The organism is Paractinoplanes durhamensis (assembly GCF_016862175.1).
Lineage (GTDB): Bacteria > Actinomycetota > Actinomycetes > Mycobacteriales > Micromonosporaceae > Actinoplanes > Actinoplanes durhamensis.
In genome coordinates this window covers 151,893-174,552 of record NZ_BOML01000038.1, presented here as the reverse complement: position 1 = coordinate 174,552, position 22,660 = coordinate 151,893, and the positions used below count along the sequence as shown (strand labels likewise).

25 protein-coding genes and 1 riboswitch are annotated in these 22,660 nt (G+C 70.8%); of the genes, 12 read left to right on the top strand and 13 right to left on the bottom strand.

The genetic code is table 11. The features are described 5' to 3' along the window. Window positions 1-19 precede the first annotated feature (19 nt). Window positions 20-559: an ArsR family transcriptional regulator gene (locus tag Adu01nite_RS24180; RefSeq protein ID WP_307836650.1), complete on the bottom strand. Its 540-nt coding sequence runs from the start codon at window positions 557-559 to the stop codon at window positions 20-22. A 73-nt stretch (window positions 560-632) separates the two neighbouring features. After that, entirely contained in the window at window positions 633-1,121 is a 489-nt protein-coding gene (locus Adu01nite_RS24175; RefSeq protein WP_239132659.1) for a transcriptional regulator, read from the bottom strand. Between the two features lie 89 nt (window positions 1,122-1,210). Here Adu01nite_RS24175 and Adu01nite_RS24170 point away from each other — a divergent pair, with 89 nt between their 5' ends. Next, window positions 1,211-3,211, top strand: a complete 2,001-nt coding sequence (locus Adu01nite_RS24170; RefSeq protein WP_203729486.1) for a HelD family protein — start codon at window positions 1,211-1,213, stop codon at window positions 3,209-3,211. Here the strand turns inward: Adu01nite_RS24170 and Adu01nite_RS24165 are convergent. Then, window positions 3,198-3,611, bottom strand: a complete 414-nt coding sequence (locus Adu01nite_RS24165; protein WP_203729484.1) for a GNAT family N-acetyltransferase — start codon at window positions 3,609-3,611, stop codon at window positions 3,198-3,200. The genes Adu01nite_RS24170 and Adu01nite_RS24165 overlap by 14 nt on opposite strands. A gap of 58 nt (window positions 3,612-3,669) precedes the next feature. Between Adu01nite_RS24165 and Adu01nite_RS24160 the strand changes: the two genes are divergently transcribed. The 6 genes from Adu01nite_RS24160 to Adu01nite_RS24135 all read left to right on the top strand — a co-directional run bounded on the left by Adu01nite_RS24160 (window position 3,670) and on the right by Adu01nite_RS24135 (window position 7,983). Continuing rightward, window positions 3,670-4,332, top strand: coding sequence for a transporter (locus tag Adu01nite_RS24160; RefSeq protein ID WP_203729483.1), 663 nt, complete (start codon window positions 3,670-3,672; stop codon window positions 4,330-4,332). Beyond that, window positions 4,329-4,640 (top strand): winged helix-turn-helix domain-containing protein, encoded by a 312-nt coding sequence (locus tag Adu01nite_RS24155; RefSeq protein WP_203729482.1) that lies wholly within the window; start codon window positions 4,329-4,331, stop codon window positions 4,638-4,640. Before Adu01nite_RS24160 ends, Adu01nite_RS24155 begins: the two co-directional genes overlap by 4 nt. Next, window positions 4,637-5,521: an ABC transporter ATP-binding protein gene (locus Adu01nite_RS24150; protein ID WP_203729481.1), complete on the top strand. Its 885-nt coding sequence runs from the start codon at window positions 4,637-4,639 to the stop codon at window positions 5,519-5,521. Before Adu01nite_RS24155 ends, Adu01nite_RS24150 begins: the two co-directional genes overlap by 4 nt. Further along, on the top strand, window positions 5,509-6,249 hold the full coding sequence (locus Adu01nite_RS24145; RefSeq protein ID WP_203729480.1) for an ABC transporter permease: 741 nt from the start codon (window positions 5,509-5,511) through the stop codon (window positions 6,247-6,249). The genes Adu01nite_RS24150 and Adu01nite_RS24145 overlap by 13 nt, the downstream gene beginning before the upstream one ends. A 50-nt stretch (window positions 6,250-6,299) precedes the next feature. Next, the gene (locus Adu01nite_RS24140) at window positions 6,300-7,064 is read left to right on the top strand and encodes a VOC family protein (protein WP_203729479.1); all 765 of its coding nucleotides are present in this window, start codon (window positions 6,300-6,302) and stop codon (window positions 7,062-7,064) included. Between the two features lie 85 nt (window positions 7,065-7,149). Then, on the top strand, window positions 7,150-7,983 hold the full coding sequence (locus Adu01nite_RS24135; protein WP_239132658.1) for an SGNH/GDSL hydrolase family protein: 834 nt from the start codon (window positions 7,150-7,152) through the stop codon (window positions 7,981-7,983). 93 nt (window positions 7,984-8,076) lie between these two features. Here Adu01nite_RS24135 and Adu01nite_RS24130 read toward each other — a convergent pair whose 3' ends face one another. The 6 genes from Adu01nite_RS24130 to mqnE form a co-directional block, all read right to left on the bottom strand. After that, window positions 8,077-8,850 carry an ABC transporter ATP-binding protein gene (locus tag Adu01nite_RS24130; RefSeq protein WP_203729478.1) on the bottom strand — a complete coding sequence of 258 codons (774 nt, stop codon included), beginning with the start codon at window positions 8,848-8,850 and terminating at the stop codon, window positions 8,077-8,079. Then, on the bottom strand, window positions 8,847-9,905 hold the full coding sequence (locus Adu01nite_RS24125; protein WP_239132657.1) for a FecCD family ABC transporter permease: 1,059 nt from the start codon (window positions 9,903-9,905) through the stop codon (window positions 8,847-8,849). Before Adu01nite_RS24125 ends, Adu01nite_RS24130 begins: the two co-directional genes overlap by 4 nt. Continuing rightward, window positions 9,902-10,825 (bottom strand): ABC transporter substrate-binding protein, encoded by a 924-nt coding sequence (locus Adu01nite_RS24120; RefSeq protein ID WP_203729476.1) that lies wholly within the window; start codon window positions 10,823-10,825, stop codon window positions 9,902-9,904. The genes Adu01nite_RS24125 and Adu01nite_RS24120 overlap by 4 nt, the downstream gene beginning before the upstream one ends. 116 nt (window positions 10,826-10,941) lie before the next feature. Next, window positions 10,942-10,998, bottom strand: a riboswitch (cobalamin riboswitch). 29 nt (window positions 10,999-11,027) lie between these two features. After that, window positions 11,028-11,333, bottom strand: a complete 306-nt coding sequence (locus Adu01nite_RS24115; protein ID WP_203729473.1) for a DUF4229 domain-containing protein — start codon at window positions 11,331-11,333, stop codon at window positions 11,028-11,030. Between the two features lie 10 nt (window positions 11,334-11,343). Beyond that, window positions 11,344-11,775, bottom strand: a complete 432-nt coding sequence (locus Adu01nite_RS24110; protein ID WP_203729471.1) for a hypothetical protein — start codon at window positions 11,773-11,775, stop codon at window positions 11,344-11,346. Window positions 11,776-11,802: 27 nt separating this feature from the next. Beyond that, the gene (gene mqnE, locus Adu01nite_RS24105; protein WP_203729469.1) at window positions 11,803-12,972 is read right to left on the bottom strand and encodes an aminofutalosine synthase MqnE; all 1,170 of its coding nucleotides are present in this window, start codon (window positions 12,970-12,972) and stop codon (window positions 11,803-11,805) included. A 273-nt stretch (window positions 12,973-13,245) separates the two neighbouring features. Between mqnE and Adu01nite_RS24100 the strand changes: the two genes are divergently transcribed. From Adu01nite_RS24100 to Adu01nite_RS24085, 4 genes are all read left to right on the top strand, one after another. Next, window positions 13,246-14,799 carry a C40 family peptidase gene (locus Adu01nite_RS24100; protein ID WP_239132674.1) on the top strand — a complete coding sequence of 518 codons (1,554 nt, stop codon included), beginning with the start codon at window positions 13,246-13,248 and terminating at the stop codon, window positions 14,797-14,799. 167 nt (window positions 14,800-14,966) lie between these two features. Beyond that, complete coding sequence (locus Adu01nite_RS24095; protein WP_203729465.1) at window positions 14,967-16,784, top strand: hypothetical protein; 1,818 nt, start codon at window positions 14,967-14,969, stop codon at window positions 16,782-16,784. A 239-nt stretch (window positions 16,785-17,023) separates the two neighbouring features. After that, complete coding sequence (locus tag Adu01nite_RS24090; RefSeq protein ID WP_239132656.1) at window positions 17,024-18,736, top strand: DEAD/DEAH box helicase; 1,713 nt, start codon at window positions 17,024-17,026, stop codon at window positions 18,734-18,736. Between the two features lie 78 nt (window positions 18,737-18,814). Then, window positions 18,815-19,438 carry a putative glycolipid-binding domain-containing protein gene (locus Adu01nite_RS24085; RefSeq protein ID WP_203729461.1) on the top strand — a complete coding sequence of 208 codons (624 nt, stop codon included), beginning with the start codon at window positions 18,815-18,817 and terminating at the stop codon, window positions 19,436-19,438. Here Adu01nite_RS24085 and Adu01nite_RS24080 read toward each other — a convergent pair. Next, a complete protein-coding gene (locus Adu01nite_RS24080) occupies window positions 19,433-19,885 on the bottom strand; it encodes an Lrp/AsnC family transcriptional regulator (RefSeq protein ID WP_203729459.1) in 453 nt (150 codons plus the stop codon). The two genes, Adu01nite_RS24085 and Adu01nite_RS24080, sit on opposite strands and share 6 nt — an antisense overlap. 212 nt (window positions 19,886-20,097) lie before the next feature. Between Adu01nite_RS24080 and Adu01nite_RS24075 the strand changes: the two genes are divergently transcribed. After that, window positions 20,098-20,373 carry a BldC family transcriptional regulator gene (locus Adu01nite_RS24075; protein ID WP_203729457.1) on the top strand — a complete coding sequence of 92 codons (276 nt, stop codon included), beginning with the start codon at window positions 20,098-20,100 and terminating at the stop codon, window positions 20,371-20,373. Here the strand turns inward: Adu01nite_RS24075 and Adu01nite_RS24070 are convergent. From Adu01nite_RS24070 to Adu01nite_RS24060, 3 genes are read right to left on the bottom strand one after another with little or no spacing between them, the layout of a single operon-like run. After that, window positions 20,346-20,984 (bottom strand): UbiX family flavin prenyltransferase, encoded by a 639-nt coding sequence (locus Adu01nite_RS24070; protein WP_203729455.1) that lies wholly within the window; start codon window positions 20,982-20,984, stop codon window positions 20,346-20,348. The two genes, Adu01nite_RS24075 and Adu01nite_RS24070, sit on opposite strands and share 28 nt — an antisense overlap. Window positions 20,985-21,001: 17 nt before the next feature. Next, a complete protein-coding gene (locus Adu01nite_RS24065; RefSeq protein WP_203729453.1) occupies window positions 21,002-22,117 on the bottom strand; it encodes a hypothetical protein in 1,116 nt (371 codons plus the stop codon). Next, on the bottom strand, window positions 22,104-22,643 hold the full coding sequence (locus Adu01nite_RS24060; protein ID WP_203729451.1) for a SigE family RNA polymerase sigma factor: 540 nt from the start codon (window positions 22,641-22,643) through the stop codon (window positions 22,104-22,106). Before Adu01nite_RS24060 ends, Adu01nite_RS24065 begins: the two co-directional genes overlap by 14 nt. Window positions 22,644-22,660: the final 17 nt, after the last annotated feature.

The window sequence follows — 22,660 nt, the reverse complement described above, 5'->3', positions numbered from 1 at the left end:
TGTCGGCGCAAGCCCCCATCTATGCCTTCGTGTTCGGCTCCGGGTACGCCGTGAGGTTGAGGACCACCGCCCGAGCGCCTTCGGGCGCGCTGCCCTGCCGATCCCGGATCTGGTACTGGTCGACCAGCTCGACGATCCGTTCCACCAGGTCTTTCAGCTCGTCCGGGGTCACCAGCAGCCGGTTGCCGCGCAGCGTCCCGACGCTCCGCCACTCCTCGGTCTCGGTGTCCATCTGCCCGAACCACTCCCGCGTCCGCTCCAGTTCACGGGTGAGGTACATGTCGACGAGTGCGCGGGCGGCCGCGTTGGCGGCCGGCTCCTGAAAGTCGGGGTCGATCCGCAGCCCCGAGGCCACCGCCTGCCAGAGCCGCTCGCGCCCGTCCCCCCGGCTGGGCGCCTGCTCGACAAGCCCATATTTGGCAAGTTCCCGCAGGTGATAGCTGGTGGCACTGGGCGACAGCCCGACGATCTCCGCACACTCGGTAGCGGTGACCACCTTCCCGGTGTCACTCAGGTACTCCACGATCTCGATCCGAGCCGGATGAGAAAGCGCCCGCATAACCCGCGGATCACTGACCCGCACCCCACGCTCCGCCATGCCGCCCATTCTTCAACGAGCCGCGAGTGCGCGGCTAAGCCACCTTGAGCTGCTCGTCGCCGAAGTCGGCGATGAGCTTGAGAGTTCCGCCGAGCGCCGAGATGTAGCGCGCCAGCACATCCTGCGTCGAGACATCGCCCGCCTCGATCTGCGAAACCCGCGCAACGGAGATCCCCATCCGCTTGGCGACCTGCTCCTGCGTCATCTCCCGCCGCTTACGCAGCTCCGCCAGCCGCCACCCGCGAGCTTCATCCAGCATCTTGCTGACGCTGGCCTCAAACGCCTCCACGCCACCCGCGCTCTCGATGGCCTTCTCCAGGTGACCGCTGTCCCGCCAACGCTCAATTCCGCTCATCATCCATCTCCTCTTGCCGATTTCCCACTCCACCGTGCGCACCTCCGAGTTAAGAATGTTCTTAACTCGGGTGGTTGTCGACGCCGTCTCTGATCGGTCGAAAAATCGGTGGACAGCGGATGACTTGGGCGTAACGTTGTGGACCGCTTCGACGGCCGTGGTGAGCATGCACCGCAGCGGACGTCCTTCGCGCCGCGGGCCGCGGTCGGCCCTCGGGAACGCGAGCATCCCTGCACCCTCTGGCCTGAGGATGAACCGTGCCTGGATTTGACCTGGACACCGAACTCGCCGCCGAACGTCAGCACCTCAGTGAATCGCGAGCCGCTCTCGGGCGGATGCGTGGTCGCGCCGAGGCGCTCTTCTCCACCGGTGACAAGGTCGCCGGGGATGCCTACACCGCCGAGATGCTCGGGCGGCACATGGCTCGGCGGGTGCTCGAGCTCGCCGACGATCCGACCACGCCGCTGTTCTTCGGGCGGCTCGACATCGAGGACTTCGCCTATCACGTCGGGCGGCGGCACGTCACCGACGACGCCGGTGAGCCGCTGGTCCTCGACTGGCGGGCGCCGCTGTCCCGATCGTTCTACCGGGCCAGCGTGCGGGACCCGCAAGGCGTGTCCACCCGGCGCCGGTTCGGGTTCGTCAAAGGGGAGCTGACCAGCTTCGAGGACGAGCACCTCGACCGCGGCGAGGAGCTGGGCACCAGCAGCCGCATCCTGACCGCCGAGATCGAGCGGCCGCGTGTCGGGCCGATGCGGGACATCGTGGCGACCATCCAGCCCGAGCAGGACGAGCTGGTCCGGGCCGATCTGGGCGACTCGATCTGCGTGCAGGGGGCGCCGGGCACCGGAAAGACCGCGGTCGGCCTGCACCGGGCCGCCTTCCTGCTCTATCTGCACCGGGAGCGACTGCGGCGCTCGGGGGTGCTGATCGTCGGGCCGAACACGGCGTTCCTGTCGTACATCTCGGCGGTGCTGCCCGCCCTTGGCGAGGTCGAGGTCAAACAGGCCACGGTGGACGGTCTGGTCGCGCGGGTGCCGGTCAAGGGCGTCGACGACGACCGGGCCACCGGCATCAAGCACGACGTGCGGATGGCCGAGGTGCTGCGCAACGCGCTCTGGCGGAAGATCGCCAAGCCGATCGAGCCGATCATGGTGTCGGACGGCTCCTACCGCTGGCGGATCGATCTGGAGCCGCTGCGCCGGATCGTCGACGAGGCCCGGCGCGAAGGGCTGCCCTACGCCCTGGGCCGGGAACGCGTGCTGGCCCGGGTGGTCGGCCTGCTGCAACGGCAGTCCGAATACCGCACCGGCAACTCGCCCGGCGAGACCTGGCTGCGCAAGATGAGCCGGGTCGCGCCGGTCAAGGACTTCCTCGACGCGGTCTGGCCGGCCGTGACGCCCGAGTCGCTGGTGATGGAGGTGCTGCTCGACCCGGCCGACGACGTGCTCACCGCCGAGGAGCAGGACGCCATCCGCTGGACCAAGGCCCCGAAGACCGCGAAGTCGGCGAAGTTCAGCGCGGCCGACCTGATCCTGATCGACGAGGCGGCCGGCCTGCTCGACCGGGAGACCAGCTTCGGGCACGTCGTGGTGGACGAGGCGCAGGACCTGTCGCCGATGCAGGCCCGGGCGATCGCGCGGCGCAGCGAGCACGGGTCGATCACGCTGCTCGGCGACCTGGCCCAGGGCACCACCCCGTGGGCGGCCGCGGACTGGCGGGACACCCTCGGGCACCTCGGCAAGCCGGACGCGGCGGTGGTGCCGCTGACCGTCGGGTTCCGGGTGCCGGCCGTGGTGGTCGAGCTGGCCAACCGGCTGCTGTCCGCCCTCGCGGTGGACGTGCCGGCGGCAGTGTCGCTGCGCCGCGACGGCGACCTGTCCATCGTGGCCGTTCCCGAGCACGCCAGCCTGGACGCGGAGACGATGGTCGAGGTGACGGCGGCGCTCGAGCACGAGGGTTCGGTCGCGGTGATCGCGGCCGACACCGCGGTGGCCGGCCTGCGGGCGCATCTCACGGCGGCGGGGATCGAGAACGCGACGCCGGACGACGTCGACTCCGAGGCGCGGGTCACGGTGGTGCCGGCCACGGTCGCGAAGGGCTTGGAGTACGACCATGTGGTCGTGCACGAGCCGGCCGACATCGTGGCGGCCGAGGCCCGCGGCCTCAACCGGCTCTACGTGGTGTTGACCCGGGCGGTGTCGCGGCTCTCGGTCGTACACCAGAAACCGCTGCCGGAAGCCCTCACAGCGGTTTGACCCAGCGGGACCAGTCCGCCTGGCGGCGATAGCCGCCGGCGGACCACGCTCCGTGCGCCTCGGCGTTGTCGTCGAGCACCATCGCGTCGGCGCGACCGCCGCCGAGCCCCCGGAACCGCTCTTCAGCAGCGGAGATGAGCGCCCGCCCGATGCCCTGCCGGCGGCGGGACGGCGCGACGGCGAGCCGATAGAGGTGGCAGCGCCATCCGTCCCACCCGGCGATCACGGTGCCGACGATCTCGTCGCCGTCGACCGCGACGATCAGCGCGTCCGGATCGCGCCGGTGCAGCGCGTCGATGGCCGCCCGGGAGTCGGCGGGCCGGCTGTCGTTCTCCGCGGCGACCAGCCAGAACTCCAGGATGGCCGCCAGCTCGCCGGCCCGTGCTCGTCGCAAGATCATGCGGGCAGCCTACTTTATGGCACAAACCTCTTTGACTTTGTTCGGTAAAGTTCTTTGCATGCCATCCCACGACAGCGTCTCCCCGGACGACGACTCCCCGGACGAGGACATCCCGCTCGGCAATCCGGCCGATGCTCTCGCCCTGATCGAGCGCGAGCGGGCCAACCTGGTTCGCGACATCGCCCCCGATCCGAGATTGATGTATTGGCCGTGGGGCTTCGCCTGGCTGCTCGGCTTCGGCCTGTTCTTCCTGCGCTTCGGCCCCGGCGGCCGGGTCTACGCCGACCTGCCCGACTGGCTCCCGATCATCGCGCTGATGCTGCTGTTCATCGCGGCCGGCGTCACCACCGGCTTCGCCGGCAGCCGCCCGCTCCGGCGCACCAGCGGGCCGAGCTCGCGGGCCGGCCTGATCTACGGCTGGTCGTGGTCGATCTCCTTCTTCAGCTTCTCGGTGCTCTTCAGCCGGCTCGCCCCCGAGTTGCCCGACCCCAAGGCCGGGCTGCTCTGGGCCGGCGGCATGGTCGCGCTCACCGGCGCGCTGCACATGGCCGGCAGCGCGATCTGGCAGGACCGGCAGCTCTTCGTGCTCGGCGCCTGGACCAGCGCGGTCAACATCGCCGGCATCGTGGCCGGCCCCGGCTGGCATTCGCTGATCGTCGGGGGCCTCGGCGGCGGCGGCATGATCGTGGCCGGCATCCTCGGTTGGCGGCGGCTGCGATGAGCGAGAGCACCGAGCTCGATCCGGTCATCCACGCCCAGGCCCGGCTGCGCGTCGTGTCCGCGCTGTCCGCCCTCCGCGACGACGACAAGGTCACCTTCCCCCGCCTGCAGGAGTCACTGGGGATGACCGCCGGCAACCTCTCGGTCCACCTGCGCAAGCTCGAGGACGCCGGATATGTCGAGGTGACCAAGACCCACCAGGGCCGCACGCCGGCCACGCTCATCCGTCTCACCCGCCGCGGTCGGCTCGCCTTCGAGGAGTACACGGCGGCGTTACGGACCCTGCTCGATCCGGGAGCGCAGTCATGATCCTCGCCCGCGCCATCGACGTCACCCGTCGTTACGGCGACGCCCTCGCCCTCGACCACGTCTCGCTCGACATCGCCGCCGGCGCGATCGTCGGGGTGCTCGGCCCCAACGGCGCCGGCAAGTCCACCCTGATCAGCCTGCTCACCGGCATCCGCAAACCCAGCTCCGGGCGGGTCGAGCTGCTCGGCGCGGACCCGCGCCTGCCGGCAAGCCGGCGGCATCTCGGGGTCACTCCACAGGAGACCGGCCTGCCGGGCACGCTGCGGGTCGGCGAGGTGATTGATTTCGTACGGGCGCACTACCCCGACCCGCTGCCCCGCGCCGAGCTGCTCACCCGCTTCGGGCTGACCGACCTTGTCCGGCGGCAGACCGGCGGTCTGTCCGGCGGCGAGAAACGGCGGGTCGCGGTGGCGCTGGCCTTCGCCGGCCGGCCGCGGATCGTCTTCCTGGACGAGCCGACCACCGGCCTCGACGTCGAGGCGCGCCGCTCGCTGTGGGACGGCATCCGCCAGTTCCACGCCGACGGCGGCACGGTCGTGCTGACCAGCCACTACCTGGAGGAGATCGAGTCGCTGGCGGACCGCGCGGTGGTGCTCGGCGGCGGCCGGGTGCTGGCCGACGACACCGTCGACGCGGTCCGCGGCCTGGTCGCCGTCCGCCGGATCAGCCTGACGTCACCCGTACCCCTGCCCGCTCTTGCCGGGGTGACCGCGACCGAACGCGACGGTGACCGCTGGCACCTGCTCAGCCCCGACGCTGATCGGCTGGTCCGCGACCTGGTCGCGGCCGATGTCCCGTTCGCCGACCTGGAGGTGCGCCCGGCCTCGCTGGAGGAGGCGTTCCTGCGCCTGACCCGCCTGGAGGAAGCATGTCCGCGCTGACCCTCACCCACGCCCGGTTCCAGCTGATCGAGACCTCGCGCACGCCGATCGCGATCGTCGGCAGCGCGATCTGGCCGGCCGCCTCGATGCTCGCCTTCGTGGTCCCCTACGCCGGCGACGATCCGCACTTCGCGACGTTCGCGACCGCGTCGATGCTGACCTTCGCGGTGATGAGCACCAACCTTTTCTCGTACGGCGTGGGCGTGGCCGACGACCGGGTGCAGCCCTGGGATCCGTACGTTCGGACGCTGGCTGCCGGTGCCCTGCCCCGCTTCGCCGGTCGCCTGCTGGCCGGCCTCGCCCTGATGGCCGTCGCGCTGCTCCCGGTCGTACTCATCTCGGCGTTCCTGACCGCGGCGACGCTGAGCCCGGCCCGGTTCGTGCTCGCCGCCCTCTGCGTCGCGTTGATCTCGGTGCCGTTCATCCTGATGGGCCTCGCGATCGGCTACTCGATGCCGCCGAAGGCCGCGGTGGTGGTGGCCCAGGTGCTGTTCCTGCCGCTGGCGTTCGGCGGCGGCCTGATGACCGCGCCCGGGTGGGCACCCGGCTTCGTCGAGACGGTCGGTCCGTTCCTGCCGACCGGCGGTGCGGTGCGTCTGATGTGGGCCGCGGTTGGCGAATATCCCTTTAGTCCGGCCTCGCTTGTGTCGCTTCTCACATGGACGATTGCCCTGGCTGGGGTGGCTTTGTGGGCCTATCGGCGGGACGAAGGCCGGCGATTCAGCTAGAACGTCGACACTTAAGACTGATCAAAGGATCTCGGTGTCACTATTCGCTGATGACCACCGCATCGACGCCTGGCTTTCCCACGTGGGTTGATTTGGGGACCGCCGATCTCGCGGATGCGAAGCGCTTCTACTCCGGCCTGTTCGGCTGGACGGCCGACGTGGCCGGCGAGGAGTTCGGCGGATACACGACCTTCATGCTCAACGGCCGCCCGGTGGCGGGGGCCGGACCGCTCTACGGCGAGGGCCAGCCCACCGCCTGGAGCACCTACATCGCCACCGCCGACGCGGACGCGGTCGCCGACCGGGTGGCCGCGGCCGGCGGGAAGGTTCTGGTCGCTCCGTTCGACGTGCTCGACCAGGGCCGGATGGCGGCCTTCCTCGACCCGTCCGGGGCGCCGTTCAGCGTCTGGCAGGCGGGCACGATGCGCGGCGCGGCCGTGTTCGACATCCCCGGCTCGCTGACCTGGAACGAGTTGAACACCCGCGATCTGGACGGGTCGGCGGTCTTCTACGGCTCGGTGTTCGGCTGGGCGTTCCGGCACAGCACCATGGGTTCTTCGCCCTATCTGGTGGCGAAGCTGAACGAGACGCCGATCTGCGGGATCCAGCCGATGTCGGCGCCGGACTGGCCGGTCGACATGCCGGCGCACTGGATGATCTATTTCGCGGTGCAGGACTGCGACCGGGCGGCGATGCACGCGCGGGCGCTCGGCGGGCAGATGCTGCGGCCGCCGACGAACCTGTCGATCGGGCGGTACGCGGTGCTCGAGGACCCGCAGGGCGGCATGTTCGCGATCCTGGCTCCCGATAGGTAAGCGCTTGCCTCACACATAGATGAATGTCACTGTCTTGGCGTGTGCCGCGACCGTCCCCCGCGGCGCCGCCGAGATGGAGGACCTCATGAAGAAGCTCCGCTGGCTCGTCGCTCTCGCCCTGCTCGTCCCGCTTCACCTGGTCGGCGTGTCCGCCGCGCTGGCCGGTCCGGCCTGCGCCGCAGTCGCTCCCTCAGCCGCTGCCGCCACCGTCAACGTGTGGCTCGCCGGTGACTCGACGATGGCCAACCCCAGCGCCACCTGCCCGGTCGGCTGGGGCGCCCAGTTCGGGGCCCTGTTCAACTCCGGGGCCGCGGTCAAGAACCTGGCCGTCGCCGGCCGCAGCATCCAGACGTGGCTCTACGAGGGCAACGTGACAAGCACCAAGGATGCGAGCGGTGAGTGCGTGCTCAGCTCGACCACCTACTCGTCGCGCTGGCAGCAGATGCTGAACACGACCACCGGTCTGAAGGCCGGTGACTATCTGTTCATCCAGTTCGGCATCAACGACGGCGACACCAACTGTCCCCGGCACGTCGGCACCGCCCGCTACCAGCAGTTGCTGACGATGATGGCGCAGACCGCCCTGGCCCGCGGCGCGCATCCGGTGCTGCTGACCGCGGTCGCGGCGATCACCTGCTCGGGCAGCACGGCCGTGAAGAACCGCGGCTTCGTCACCCAGACGACCGCGGCCGGCACCGCCACCGGCTCCCCCGTCATCGACCTGCAGACACTGAGCGTGTCGCTCTACAACTCGCTGAAGTTCTGCCCGAACAACGGTGACTACACCGCGGGCACGGTCGGCGCGTTCTTCTGCAACGACCACACCCACTTCGAGGCGTACGGCGCTCAGCAGATCGCGATCGTGGTGGCCAACGCCCTCCGCAACCAGAACATCCCACTGGCCGCGCTGCTGAAATAGCCAGGGCCGGTCCGGCCGATCACGTGGGAGCGAGGCGAGGTCCAGCCGCCGGCTGGGCCACGCCGCAGCCCGGCGTGATCGGCCGGACCGGCCCTAACCGCGGACCGGAACCACCAGCGGGCCGTGGTCACCCTCGATGACTCGCACCCGCACCTTGTAGTGCTCGGCCAGATTCTTCTCGGTCAGCACCTCTGCCGGCGGGCCGGCTGCCACCACCCGGCCCGCCGACAGCAGCACCATGCGGTCGGCGTACTCGCCGGCGGTGGTCAGGTCGTGCATCGTCGCCAGCACGGTCAGGCCACGCTCGGCGCGCAGCCGGTCGACCAGCTCCAGCACCTCCTGCTGATGTCCGATGTCGAGCGCGCTGGTCGGCTCGTCGAGCAGCAGGATGCGGGCCCCCTGGGTCAGCGCCCGGGCCAGGAACACCCGCTGCCGTTCGCCGCCGCTGAGCGTGTCGAGCCGCCGCCCGGCGAAGCGTTCCAGGTCGAGCTCGCCGAGAACCTCCTCGACCGCCACCAGGTCGGCGGCCGACTCCCGGCCGAGCGGCGGCATATAGGGGGTACGCCCCAGAAGTACGTAGTCGACGACGCGCATGGCCGGCGGCACCACCGGCGACTGGGCCACCGTGGCGATCGTCTTGGCCCGTTCCCGCCGCGGCAGCCGGTCGACCGGCACCCCGTTGAGCTCGACACTCCCCTCGAACGGGAGCAGTCCGCCGATGGCCCGCAGCGCCGTCGACTTCCCGGCCCCGTTCGGCCCGATCACCGTCACCCACTCGCCGCCGTCGACCTCGAGGTCGACCCCGTCCACGATGAGCGCCCGCTCCAGCCGCACCCGAAGCCCGCGCACCACGACCGCCGCGCTCACGGCGCGGCCGTCCGGGTGGTGCGGAGGACGACGATGAAGAACGGGGCGCCGAAGAACGCCGTGACCACGCCGATCGGGATCTCGGCGGCGCCGCCCGCGGTGCGGGCCAGCAGGTCGGCCAGGGCCAGGAACGCGCCGCCGAACAGGACCGACAGCGGCAGGATCGAGCGGTAACTCGGGCCGGCCAGCAGGCGCATCGTGTGCGGGACGATGATGCCGACGAACCCGATCAGGCCGGAAACCGACACCGCCGCCGCGGTGCCGAGCGAGGCCGCGACGATCAGCAGGTAACGGCTGCGCTGCGGATGCAGGCCCAGGCCGGTCGCCTCCTCGTCGCCGACGGTCAGGACGTCGAGCTCACGGCGCTGGGACAGGACGATCGCGCCGGTCACCGCGGCGTACGGCAGGATCAGCAGCACGTCGTGCCAGCCCGCGGTGGCCAGCCGGCCGAGCAGCCAGGAGTAGACCTCGCGCAGGGTGTCGACGTGCTGCTGCATGACGTACGTCTGGGCCGCGGCCAGGAACGACGAGACCGCCACCCCGGCCAGGATCAGCGTGGCCGGTGATCGGTCCCGGCCGCCGGCCGCGCCCAACAGCCAGGTCAGCGCGACCGCGATGAGGGCGCCCGCGAACGCCGCGAACGGGACGCCGAACGGCAGGTTCGCGGTGGCCTCGCCGGCGGTCGATCGGAACGCGATCACCACGGTGACGCCGAGCCCGGCGCCGGCCGCCACCCCGAGCAGGTGCGGGTCGGCCAGCGGGTTGCGGAAGACGCCCTGGTAGGCGGCGCCGGCCAGGGCCAGCATGCCGCCCACCAGGAGGCCGAGAATCACCCGCGGCAGGCGTAGCTCGGTGACGATCGCGATCTCCCGCTCGGTGAGACCGCTGTGTAGGCGTACACCCGGAAGGAGATTGAGCAACTCGGCCGCGACGCCCGCCGGAGGGAGCGCGACCGAGCCGAAGGCGAGGCCGGCGACCAGCGCGAGCAGCACCGCGACAAGGCCTGCCACCAGCCAGATCGGCCGCAGGCCGGCCGGCCGCAGGCCCGGCGTCACGCCGGAACCTTGACCACCGCATCGGCGACGGACTGGACGAGATCGACGGTACGGGGTCCCCAGCGCGAGGCGATGTCGTCGTCGAGCGGGTAGATCTGACCGGCCTTGACCGCGGTGATCGTGTTCCAGCCCTTGCGGGCCGCGACGGTCGGCGCGGACTGCTGGCAGCACTTGCTGTCGGCCAGGAAGATCGTGTCCGGGTTGGCGGTGATCAGCGCTTCCTGGGCGAGCTGCGGGTAGCCGCCCTTGGCGCCGTCCGGGTCGGCGGCATCGGCCACATTGGTCATCCCGAACATCGCGAAGATCGAACCGACGAAGGTCTTCGAGGTGACCGAGTAGAGCGTCGGGTCGAGCTCGTAGTAGTAGCTGAGTGCCTTGGCCCGGGCCGGCACGCCCTTCACGATCTTGTCGATCTGGGTGCTCATCTGCTGGTGCACCGCCTCGGCCTCGGCCTGGTGCCCGGTGAGCGTGCCGAGCTCGCCGATCTCCTGGTAGCTGTCGTCCATGCTCGTCGCGGCCGGCAGCAGGTAGACCGGAACCTTCAGCGTCGTCAGCTGCGCCACGATCTTGTCGATGTCGTTGGACAGCACCACCAGGTCCGGGTTCTTCGCCGCGATCGCCTCGGCGTTCGGCTTGAAGCCGGACAGGTCGGTCTTGGGCGCGTTGACCGGATAGTTGGACTGGTCGTCGACCGCCGCGACCTGCGGCCCGGCCCCGATCGCGAACAGCATCTCGGTGGCGGTCGGGGTCAGCGAGATGATCCGCTCGGGCCGCTTGTCGAGCGTCAGCTGCCCGACCGTGACCGGAAATTCTTTGGCTGACGAGCTGGGCGTGGGAGTGGTGGTCGTTTTGTCGTCACCGCATCCGCCCGCGAACAACAGGGCGGCAGCCGTCGCCGCCGCGATGAGCACACGTTTCATGAGGTCCTCCAGTCGGCCGGGCGTGTGGTGCTTCGCCGACAGGACCCGCAGAAATGTGGCCCGCCCGCGAGGCGCCCCTCCCCGAGAGCGCTACTTCGCGACCGGCGCCCAGGCGACCTGGCTTGACCTCAAGAGGCATCACAGTTGCGGGACAGCGCCGGATTCACACCGGCTTCGCTGAGACGCGGTCCCCCGCACGCTACTACTTCTTCTCGTCGACCTTCTCGTCCACCGGGGTGGCGCGGTCGCCGGCCGTGGCCGCGTCCTCGTCGCCGGCCAGGGCGGCGCGCAGGCGCTCCTTCTCCTGGGCGCGGCGGCTCGCCACGTCGCCGAGCTGCTCGCCGACCTTGTTGCGCCAGTCGGACAGCAGGAAGTAGGACAGCACCGCCGACAACAGCAGCGCGATCATGGCCTTGACCAGGATGTTCAGCGGGAGCGGCAGGAGCAGCACGAAGAGCAGCACGAACAGGCCCAGACGGCCCAGCGTGTACTTGACGAGGGGACTCATCTCTCTCTTCCTAACCCGCGCGGTGGCTCAGCCACCGCAGGCCGTAGAACCAGACGACGCAATAGACCACGGTGCAGCTCGCCGCCCCGGCCACCCCGCTGACCAGGTTGGGGAAGAGCGGGGCGACCACGCCGACGACGCTCATGCCGACGGCCACGCCGAAGCCGGCGCCCAGCACCGCCGCAACGAAACGGTAGGGCCCGCTCGCGCGGGCCGCCCGGAACTCCTCGGTGAACAGCCACAACGGCAGGATCAGCGCGAGCCAGCCGTTCGTGCCGCCGAACTCGGACACCCGGGTCAGCGCCAGGACCGCCTCGAAGGCCAGCAGCAGGACAGCACCGATCACCAGCCCGGCCAGCGCGGTGCCCAGCAGGTCGCCGATGGTGGACAGGCGGCCGCTGGGGTCACGGCGCGGGCGCCGCTCACTCTTGGTCTCGGTCATGACCCCACGAGGGTACGCCGTGGCACCTCAGGCCCAGACCGTTGCGGGCTCGGCGCGGCGGGATGCGAGCGACGGGGCCTTCTCATATTCCCGGACGACCTCGTAGCGGGTGTTGCGCTCGACCGGCTGGAAACCGGCGTCCCAGATGAGGTCGAGCAGGTCGTCGCGGTGCATGGTGTGCGGCGTCCCGTACGAGTCGGCGTCGTGGGTGATCTTGTATTCCACCACCGAACCGTCGAGGTCGTCGGCGCCGAAGTTGAGCGAGAGCTGGGCGACCGACAGGCCGTGCATGACCCAGAAGTTTTTCAGGTGCGGCACGTTGTCGAACATCAACCGGGACACCGCGAACGTCTTCAGCGACTCGGCCGGCGCCGCCATCCGGGTGCGCTCCTGGAGGCGGTTGCGGACCTTGCCGTCCTGCGAGTCGACGAAGTCGTGCTGGTAGCGCAGCGGGATGAAGACCGCGAAGCCGCCGGTCTCGTCCTGCAGCTCGCGCAGCCGCATCACGTGGTCGACCCGGTGCCGCGGCTCCTCGATGTGGCCGTAGAGCATCGTCGCCGGCGTCTTCATGCCCTTCTCGTGGGCGAGCCGGTGGATGCGTGACCAGTCTTCCCAGTGACAGTCGTGGTCGACGATGTGCTGCCGGACCTCCCAGTCGAAGATCTCGGCGCCGCCGCCGGTCAGCGACTCGAGGCCGGCATCCATCAGCTCGTCGAGGATCTCGCTGGCCGGCAGGCCGCTGATCTTCTCGAACCACTGGACCTCGGTGGCGGTGAAGCACTTGAGCTTGACGTCGGGCAGCGCGGCCTTCAGCTCGCGCAACACCTTCGGGTAATAGCGCCAGGGCAGGGTCGGGTGGAGACCATTGACGATGTGCAGCTCGGTCAGCTGCTCGTCCTCCATCTCCTTGGCCTTGCGCACCGCTTCGTCGATGCGCATGGTGTACGCATCCTTTTCGCCTGGTTTACGCTGAAAGGAACAATAAGCGCAGCTCGCCGAGCAGACGTTGGTGAGGTTCAGGTGCCGGTTGACGTTGAACATCACCCGCTCACCGTTCATCTCGGTGCGCTTGTGATGGGCCAGCCGGCCGAGCCACGCCAGATCGTCCGACTCGTAGAGCGCGACACCGTCCTCGCGAGTCAGCCGCTCACCTGCGTAGACCTTGGCCTCCAGCTCGCGTTTGAGCCCGGCGTCCATCTGTGCCCCTTCCTTTTACCCGTCGTTGAGCCTACGTCCCACCCCCGACAAGATCACCCTCGCACGGTGTCGGGGCGGCCCAGCTCACGATGTCGTTGTTCGGATTCCCAGACTTCTTTCATCTCTGATCAATCGACAGCCGTATGAGCCATGGGGTAAGCCTTTAGAGGGACAAAAAGCGACGGCACCATCGTCGCGGACGGGGAGCGCATGGCTACAGGACGTTACGGAGACGGCCGAACAGGCACGGATCGCCCTTGGTGGCGCCCCGTGATGTATTCGGCTGCCGCCACCGCCGCCATCGCCGCCCTCTTCAACCCGGTTCCCGCCCTGGCCGCTCCGACCGTGCCGCAGGTCCCGGTCGCCCCCGCCGTGCCCGACGCCGGCTCCCGGCCGATGGCCCTCGGCACCCTGGTGATGCCCGGCCAGACCGCCACCAGCACGCCGACCGTGACGCCCACCCTCACCGGCTCCGCGACCAGCCCGGTGCTGCAGCAGATCGAGAAGGGCCGCGCCGAGATCGCCACCATGGGCGACCAGCTGATCCAGCTCGGCGCCGACCGCGATCTCGCGCAGACCCAGTTCAAGACGACCGAGCAGCGCTACGCCGCCGCCGCCGAGACCCTGCAGGACGCCCGCACCGCCGCGTCCGACGCCGCCGCCAAGTCGATGCTCGAGGCGGCCGCGCTGCCGCCCGGCTCCTACGACCCGGGCCTGGCCGGTCTCGACGACCTGGCCCGGCTGCAGCGCGGCGACCACTCCACCGAGCAGGCCGCGGCCCGCCGGATCGAGTCCAGCGAGACCGCGGTCCAGCTCACGCTCGACGAGGAGACCCTCGCCAAGAAGCACTGGGACGACCTGGTCGCGCAGTACGGCAAGGTCAACACCACGCTCGGCAAGAAGCAGTCGGCCCAGCAGGCCCTCGAGCTCGCCCACGTCGACGAGCTGAGCGCGGCCGAGACCAGCGAGACCGCCGCCGACAGCGCACTCGGTGCTCAATATCTGGCGGGTGCCGAGGCCGGCCGCGGCGCCGACCCACGGGCCATCCAGGCGCTGACCTACGCCCTGGCCCAGCGCGGCGACCCGTATGTGTGGTCCGAGGAGGGCCCGGATCAGTACGACTGCTCCGGCTTGATGTATGCGGCGTACCACTCGGTCGGCTTCCCGCTGACCCGCGTCTCCCGCGACCAGTATTGGCAGACCCGCAACAAGGTCGTCGACCGCTATTCGCTGCTCCCCGGCGACCTCCTCTTCTTCAGCTACTCCAACAGCTGGCGCGGCATCCACCACGTCGCGATGTATGCGGGCAACGGCATGATGGTCGAGGCCCCGCGCACCGGCCTCAACGTGCGTCTCACCCCGGTCCGCTGGTCGCGCCTGTTCCAGGCGACCCGGATCTTCGGCTCGGTCGAGGGCGTCACCGAGGGTCCCGCGCTCGGCTCCCCCGATCCGGACCCGACGAGCGACCCGACGACCGGCACGACCACCAAGCCGACGACGTCGCCCACGACCGGCACGACGACGAAGCCCACGACCGGACCGACGACCGGCCCCACCACGGGACCGACGACCGGCCCGACCACCGGCCCGACGACGACGCCCACCACGACGCCGACGACCACCCCGACCACGACCCCGACGACCACGCCGACCACCGCGCCGACGACCCAGCCGACGCCGGCGGAGACCACGCCGGTGCCCGACCCGACCACGACGGCGCCGGCCACCGGGGGCAACGACAGCGAGCCGACCGCGACCAAGGAGACGACCGCGGCCAGCTCAGCGCAGTCGGCGTCGTCGGCCGGGGCGTCCGCGTCGGCGGACTGAGCCGTCCGTTTGCGTCGACCACCGGATGGGAAAGATCGCCTTTCCGGTGGTAACCGACCGGCCGCACGAGTGGCCCGGTTGGTGCCAGGTGTGTTCACGAGCGCGGATATGGCACGGTAGGGACAGCGTCCGACGTCCGAACCGTCGGCGCGCGGTCGGGAGGGTTCATGGAAGAGCGGCAGGCGACACCGGACGGCGACGGCGCCAAGCCGCCGCTCGGTGACGGCCACGAGGCGTACGCTCCGCCGCCGCCGCCCGCCCCCGGAGCCCTGTGGGCACCCGCGGGTTCCTCCTCCACTCCGCCGCCGCCACCCGAGCCGCCGGCCGGCCCGCCGATCGCCGCAAGCGGCCGCGCCACCGTGGGTCGTGGCACCGGTTCGGTGAGCGCCTCCGCTCCCGTTTCCGCCAAACCCGCAAGCGCTCCGCCGGCCGGTTCCGGGACAGCTCGGGTCACCGGCTCGGCCCGCCCGGTCAGCCCGCCGGCCGCCACCGACTTGGTGCCCGAGCGGGTCGACGGCTCCTCGCGGCCGCTGTCCAGCGCCCCGGCTGCCGGCGCCGCCCGCGCCTCGGTCCCGGGCGCGATCAGCGCCGACCCGGCCGCGGTGCGCGCCGCGACGTGGCCGAGCGGCCCGGCCAAGGTCTACGGCAACAGCCCGACCGAGTCCGCGCCCGCCGAGCCGCCGAAGCCCGCGGTCTCCTCGACGTCGATCGGCACCGCCTCGGTGTCATTCAAGCCACCCGCCGCGGCCGAGCCGCCGGTGGAGATCAAACTGGGCGAGCCCGAGCCGCCGAGCGACCCCACGCCCGCGCCGCCCGGCGATCCCAAGCCGGCCGATCCCAAGCCTGCCGACCCCGAGCCCGTCGAGCCCGAGCCGGGCAAGCCGGAGCCCGCCGAACCGGAGCCGGAGAAGCCCGAGCCGCTGCGCCCGGTGCCGGCGCCGCCGGCGAAGCCTGAGCCGCCGAAGCCCGGGCCACCGAAGCCGGGCCCGTTCGACCCGACCACGCCGTTCCCGGCGCCGGTGCCGACCCCGTTCCCGACGCCGCAGCCCAGCCCGTTCCCGGCTCCCACGCCGAGTCCGGCGCCGGGTCCCGCGCCGACCCCACCGATGCCGGCGCCGCCGGTGCCGAACCCGACGCCGCCCAGCCCTGTTCCGCCGGGCCCCGGCCCGTCACCCGTGCCGCCAGGCCCGGGCCCCTCGCCCGTGCCTCCTGGACCTGGACCGTTTCCTGTGCCTTCACCGCCCTCGCCGAGCCCCGTGCCGGCCCCGCCGGGCCCCAGCCCGATCCCGGGCCCGCCGCAGCCGGCGTTCCCGCCGCCACCGACCATCCCGACGACGGCCGAGCCGACGACCGCTATGCCGACCACCGCCATGCCGACAACCGCCATGCCGAATGCGGCCGAGCCGACGACCGCCATGCCGACTGCGGCTGAGCCGACGACCGCCATGCCGACGTCCGCGCCGGCGCCGGCCGCAAGCCCGGCGGCGTACGGTCTGCCGTCCTACACCGTGCCGCCCGCCGCGGGTGCCCGGCAGGCGGCCATGCCGCCTCCCCCGGCCAACCCGTACGGGGTCGCCGGTCCGGCCGTTAACACTCAGCCGTTCGGTGTGTCTCCGACGCCGACCGCGCAGGTGAGCCCGCCGCCGGCCTACCCCGCAGGGTTCGATCCGAACGCGACGTCGGCCGTTCCGCAGCAACGCGGTCAGTTTTCCGGTCCGGGTGGAACGGTCTACGGCAACAGCGGATACGAGATGATCGACACAACAATGCCGGTCTCGATGAGCGCGGTGGAGAATTCCGGCTCACTGACCGGGCACATCCTGGCCCAGGGCTGGCGTGACGAGATCCACGACCGGCGCCGAGGTAACCTGAAGGTGGTTATCGCGATGCTGGTGGTCCTCGGGCTGCTGGTGACCGTGAGCCTGGTTTTCCTGTTCACGGCGGGCAGTGCATTCTCCGACATGCTGGGTGGCCTGTTCGGCTAGATTTGTCGGACCGCCCCGGTGCCCCTATTCTTGGCGGGTTGCCCCGAGGTGGGTGAGCCTGCCCACTGCCGGGGCGGAATGCGGTCGGCGTGTCAAACGTTGAGCCGTACACTTATGACAGTTACTGAAGCGGCGCGCGCTGACGCGCGCCACGGGCGTTCTTGCGGGCATTACAGCGTCAGGCTCTCAGCAGCCGCGGCGGGCCATTCGCGAGCATGCGCCCCCGTAGAGAGGTTCTCTTGACCACTTTCGCTGACCCCAGCACGTTCCCGTCCGTTTTCGAAGCCGCTGCCACTGAGGAAACCCCCGCAGCCGCTGCTACCGAAGAGACCCCGACCCCCGAGGCGACCGCCCCGGTCGAGGAGAGCAAGACCTTCGCCGACCTGGGTGTTCCGGTCGAGCTCACCCGCGTTCTCGCTCGTGACGGCATCAACGCGCCGTTCGAGATCCAGTCCGCGACCATTCCGGACGCGCTCGCCGGCCGGGATGTTCTCGGTCGTGGCCAGACCGGCTCCGGCAAGACCCTCGCGTTCGGCCTTCCGCTGCTCGCCCGGGTCGCGCAGGGTGGCCGTGCGAAGCCGCACCACCCCAAGGCCCTGATCATGGTGCCGACCCGCGAGCTGGCCATGCAGGTGGCCGACGCGCTGCAGCCCCTGGGCCGCTCGGTCGGCGTGTTCCTGAAGACCGCAGTCGGCGGCGTGCCGTACGACCGGCAGATGGACGCGCTGCGTCGCGGCGTCGAGGTCATCGTCGCCACGCCGGGCCGCCTCGGCGACCTGATCGAGCGCGGCGCCTGCAACCTCGACGAGGTTGAGGTCACCGTTCTGGACGAGGCCGACCAGATGGCCGACATGGGCTTCCTGCCCGAGGTCACCGAGCTGCTGGCCAAGACCCCGGAGCACGCCCAGCGCCTGCTCTTCTCGGCCACTCTCGACGGTGACGTCGACACCCTGGTCAAGCGGTTCATGCACGACCCGGTCACGCACTCGACCGACCCGTCCGAGGCCAGCGTGTCCACCATGGACCACCACCTGCTGCTGATCCCGCCGGCGGAGAAGTTCCCGATCACCGCGGCGATCGCCAACCGGACGGGCAAGACCATCGTCTTCGCCCGCACCCAGATGGGCGTCGACCGGCTGGTCGAGCAGCTCCGTCAGGTCGGCGTGCGGGCCGGTGCCCTGCACGGCGGCAAGACGCAGCGGGTTCGCACCCGCACGCTGGCCGAGTTCAAGGAGGGCCGCACCAACGTCCTCGTGGCCACCGACGTCGCCGCCCGCGGCATCCACGTCGACGGCATCTCGCTGGTCGTGCACGTGGACCCGCCGAAGGACCCGAAGGACTACCTGCACCGCGCCGGCCGTACGGCTCGGGCCGGCGAGTCCGGTGCGGTCGTGACGCTGGTTCTGCCGAAGCAGCGGCGCAGCACGCAGGCGATGATGGGCAAGGCCGGCGTTGCGCCGTCCGAGGTCCGGGTTCGTCTGGGTGACGAGAAACTCGCCGAGGTCACCGGGGCTCGTGAGCCCAGTGGTGTGCCCGTGAAGGAGGAGCCGGAGCCCCGCCGCGAGCGTGGCGACCGGCCGCGGGGTCGCTTCGGCGACCGTCCGCAGCGCTCCTACGGCGACCGTCCGCAGCGTTCGTACAGTGACCGGCCGCGCGGGGAGCGTACGGAAGGTGACCGTTCGTTCGGTGACCGTCCGCAGCGTTCCTACGGCGACCGGCCGACGACCACCGGTGAGCGGACCTTCGCGGACCGCCCCGCCGGTGACCGGCCGACCGGTGACCGGCCGACCGGCGACCGGACCTTCACCGACCGGCCGCGCGGCGAGCGCACCGGTTTCGCCCCGCGCAACGGCGAGCGCACCGGTGGTTTCCGCCGGGACAACGCGCGCAACGACCGGCGTGACGGCACCGGTGGCCGCTTCGGCACGGCCCGCCCGGCCCGCACCTACTGATCCACAGCGGTAAAGGAAGCCCCGGCACGGGAACGTGCCGGGGCTACTTTTTTGGGCAAAGCTGGTAGACGTAGAGGCATGCCACTGCCTGATTCGCTCTTCTGGGACCGCAAGGACACGACCGGTGTCGAGCACACCCTGGTCGATGCGCGTAACGGCCTCTATGCCCGGGGAACGATCCTGGCCGTGAAGCCGATCGCCTACACGTGCCGCTACGAGTTGCGGACCGATCCGGGCTGGGCGACCGCCCACCTCGACGTCACCACCGAGGGCGCCGGCTGGGTGCGCAACGTCCGGCTCGAGTTGGCGGCGGGCCGGTGGCGCGCGGTGACGGCCGAGCAGGGCAACCTCGACGCGGTGCTGTCAGCGGCCGGGCACGCCCGGGCCGGTCTGCCCGGCATCGAGGACTCCGATCAGCTCTACAAGGCGTACGACGTCGATCTCGGCGGTTCGCCGTTGACCAACACGCTGCCGATCCGCCGGCTGGAGCTGCTGACGGCGGAGACCGGGGTGTCCCACCGGATCAGTGCCGCTCTGATGCTGCTGCCGAGCCTCGAGGTGGTGCAGGCGGACCAGATCTATACCCCGCTCGGCGCCCATCGCGTCCGCTACGCGAGCGAGACGTTCAGCGCGGATCTGACCGTCGACGACGACGGCTTCGTGGTGGATTACCCGGGCCTTTCGACGCTCATCAAATCATGAGCCGGCGCCCGGCTGGGGGCGGTTCTCCCACTTGGTGCTCAGCGCGATGGCCGTCCGGGTGGAGGCCACCCCCGGGGTCCGGTTGATCCGCACGATCAGCTGCTCCAGCTCGGCGATCGTGCCGACCCGCACGGTGAGCTGGTAGGACTCCACGCCGGCCATGAAGTAGCAACTCTCCACCTCGGGCATGTTCCGCACGGCGGCGAGCACGTCGTCGGTGTCGGCGCCGGAGTCCTCGATGATGCCGATCAGCGCGGTCACCCCGAGTCCGAGGGCTTCGTGGTCGACGTCGGCCCGGTAGCCGCGGATGGTCCCGGCCGCTTCGAGCTTGCCGACCCGCTCGTGCACGGCGGGCGCCGAGAGCCCGACCTTGCGGGCCAGCTCGGCGTACGACGAGCGCGCATTGTCCCGTAGCAGGTCGATCAGCCGTAGGTCGATGGAGTCCATAGCTCAGACCCTAAACGGGTGGCAGATAGCTACTCACGCCCGGTAGCGACGAATCGGCGGCAGGATAACGATCACTGTCGCAATTAGGGCTTTTTCCGCATTCCAGGGACTCGGTTCCGGGGCAATGCTCTAATGGCTTTACGTCCCGATCGAGCACGCCGACACTCACCGTGATCACGGCCGCTCCAGAAGACCGACGCGAGGAGGGGGTTGTGGACACTGGAGATCGTCTGCTGACACCGGGCGAGGTGGCCGCGCTGTTCCGCGTCGACCCGAAGACGGTCACGCGATGGGCCGCCGCCGGGCGTATCGGCAGTATCCGTACTCCGGGTGGCCACCGCCGATTCCGTGAGTCCGAGGTCCGTGCGCTGCTCGAAGGCGACGGAGTCGTCGAGGAAATGCGCGAGGACGACGCCAATAATCGGCCACGCAATGGCGGACCAAGCAATCCGGGCATGGGTTACGGCCCGCCCAACGGGTTGCGCTGAGCATTCAGCTCACCCTTCCAACGGGTCAAAAGCGTGTGGGGTACGCCGATGGCGTCCAACACCTTTCCGGCCACGAAGTCGATCAGTTGTTGTGCGGTCGCTCCAGCCCCGGAGCCGTAAAAGCCGGGGCTGGCCGGCAGCACGACCGCGCCGGCATCGTGCAGGGCGATCAGATGCTCCAGGTGGCTGCGGGTGACCGGGGTTTCCCGGGGCACGACCACCGTGCGCCGGCGCTCCTTGAGGTTGACCTCAGCGGCCCGTTGCAGCAGATCCTTGGACAGTCCGATGGCGATGCCCGCGCAGGCCGCGGTGCTGGCCGGCACGACCACCATGCCCTTGGCCGGGTAGGACCCGCTGCTCGGCCCGGCGGCCAGGTCACCGGCCGGCCAGTAGCTCAGGTCGCCCAGATCCCGGCCCAGCCAGCCGGAGACGTCGTCCTTCCAGTGCGCGTCGCGCACGGTGGCCCCGGTCTCGTCGAGCAGGGTGAGCCGGGCCGCCCGGGAGACGACCAGGTCGACCGACTCCCCCGCCTCCAGCAAACCGGTCAGCACAGCTTTGGCGTACGGCGTCCCGGAAGCTCCCGAGACGCCGACGACCCATGGTTCACGCATGCCTCAATTGTGCTCGCTCATCGGCCGCCGACCTGCGCGCTCGCCGGAAAACCGGTGCCCGCCGCGAGCCAGGTGGCCGGCTTGTCCACCTGGCCGAACCGGGCGCCCTCGAGCAGCTTGCGGAGTTCTTTCTCGTCGGCCGAGTCGGGGCCGAACACCTCCAGCACGTTCTTGCCGCCGGGCAGGAAGACGAAGCAGTGCCGCGGCTGCTTCTCGACCGGGATGCCCTTGAGCGCGACCCGTTCCGGGCAGATCACCCCGGCTCGCGGAGCGCCGTGGTCGGACGGCACGGTCGGGCTCAGCCAGAGCATGAGACCCCGGCGGTCCCGAACGATCTTCGGGTTCGGGTCGGGCCGGCCCAGCCGGGCGACGGCCTCGCTGGTCGGCACGAGCTGCGCCGACGACACCTGGCCCGAGCTGAATCGGCCGGCGACCTCGACGATCCGGTAGTCCGGCGGCACGTAGGACGTCCCGAAGGCGAGCATGACCGGCTGCGGTGCGCCGGGTTCGAGTGCCTCGGCCACCTGCCGCAACTCGGCCGGGGTGAGGGCCCACCGGCCGGGCCCGTCGGCGCGGACCGTGGCGAGGGCCATCGCGTCGTCCGCGTACTCCCAGAGCAGCAACGGAGCCCCGGCCGCGTCGACCCGCCAGGCCGGGCGGCCGTGGATGGCCGAGGTCGCGGTGATCTTCGCGCCGTCGAGCGTGCCCCGCGGGTCGATGCCGGGCCGGTAGAGGGTGACCTCGCCCTCCTGGGCGTCGGCCTGACCGCCCTTCTTCTCGATCATCGCGGTCTCCCCGGCCAGGGACCAGCGATAGGGATCGTCGACCCGGAGCTTGCCGGTGGTGAACCCGTGCAGCGTGTAGGTGAGGTCGGGACCGTGCCCGGCCTTGCCGGTCGGGGACGGCGTGATCGACGGTGTCGGCGCGGCCGGCAGCGACGGCAGCGGATCGGCCGCCCGGCCGGCGAGTTGCGGCACCCCGATCGCGACGGCCACCGCCACCACGGCCGCGACCGTCATCCCGCCCCGGCGCCGGCGGCGCAGTCGCTTGCCGGCCAGCACCGCGTCGTCGGCGTCGTAGCGGGCCGGCGGAGCGTCCACCCGAACGTCGTCCAGCAGATCAGACAGCTTCATAGCGAACCTCCGTGTCAATGCCCGGGTCGGCGCCGAGGATCCGGCGGAGCGCGTCGAGGCCGCGCGACGTGTACGCCTTGACCGTGCCCTCGGGGCAGCGCAGGGCGGCCGCGGTCTGCGGCACGCTGAGCCCCTCCAGGAAGCGCAGCACCAGCACGGCCCGATGCTTGACCGGAACCCGCAGCAGCGCCGCCCGCAGCCGCAGCCGCTCGTCGACGCCCGGGACGAGGTCGTCGACCGCGATCTCCGGCATGGCGTGGCTCAGCGACTGCTCGCGCCGCCACCACGGCCGGCGGGTCTCGTCGATGGCGGCCCGCACCACCGCGGTTCGCGCGTACGCGTCGTGGTTGTCGATCCGGCCCCACTTCACGAAGAGCCGGGCCAGGGCGGCCAGAACCGCATCCTCGGCCAGTTGCCAGTCGCCGCACGTGAGATAGGCGAGGCCGCGCAGCGAATCCATCTGCGCGGCCACGAACTCCCGAAACTCGGCCTCGTTGTCGCTCACGCGGGTTAGACGGACCTCCATCTACGAACGGTTACAGC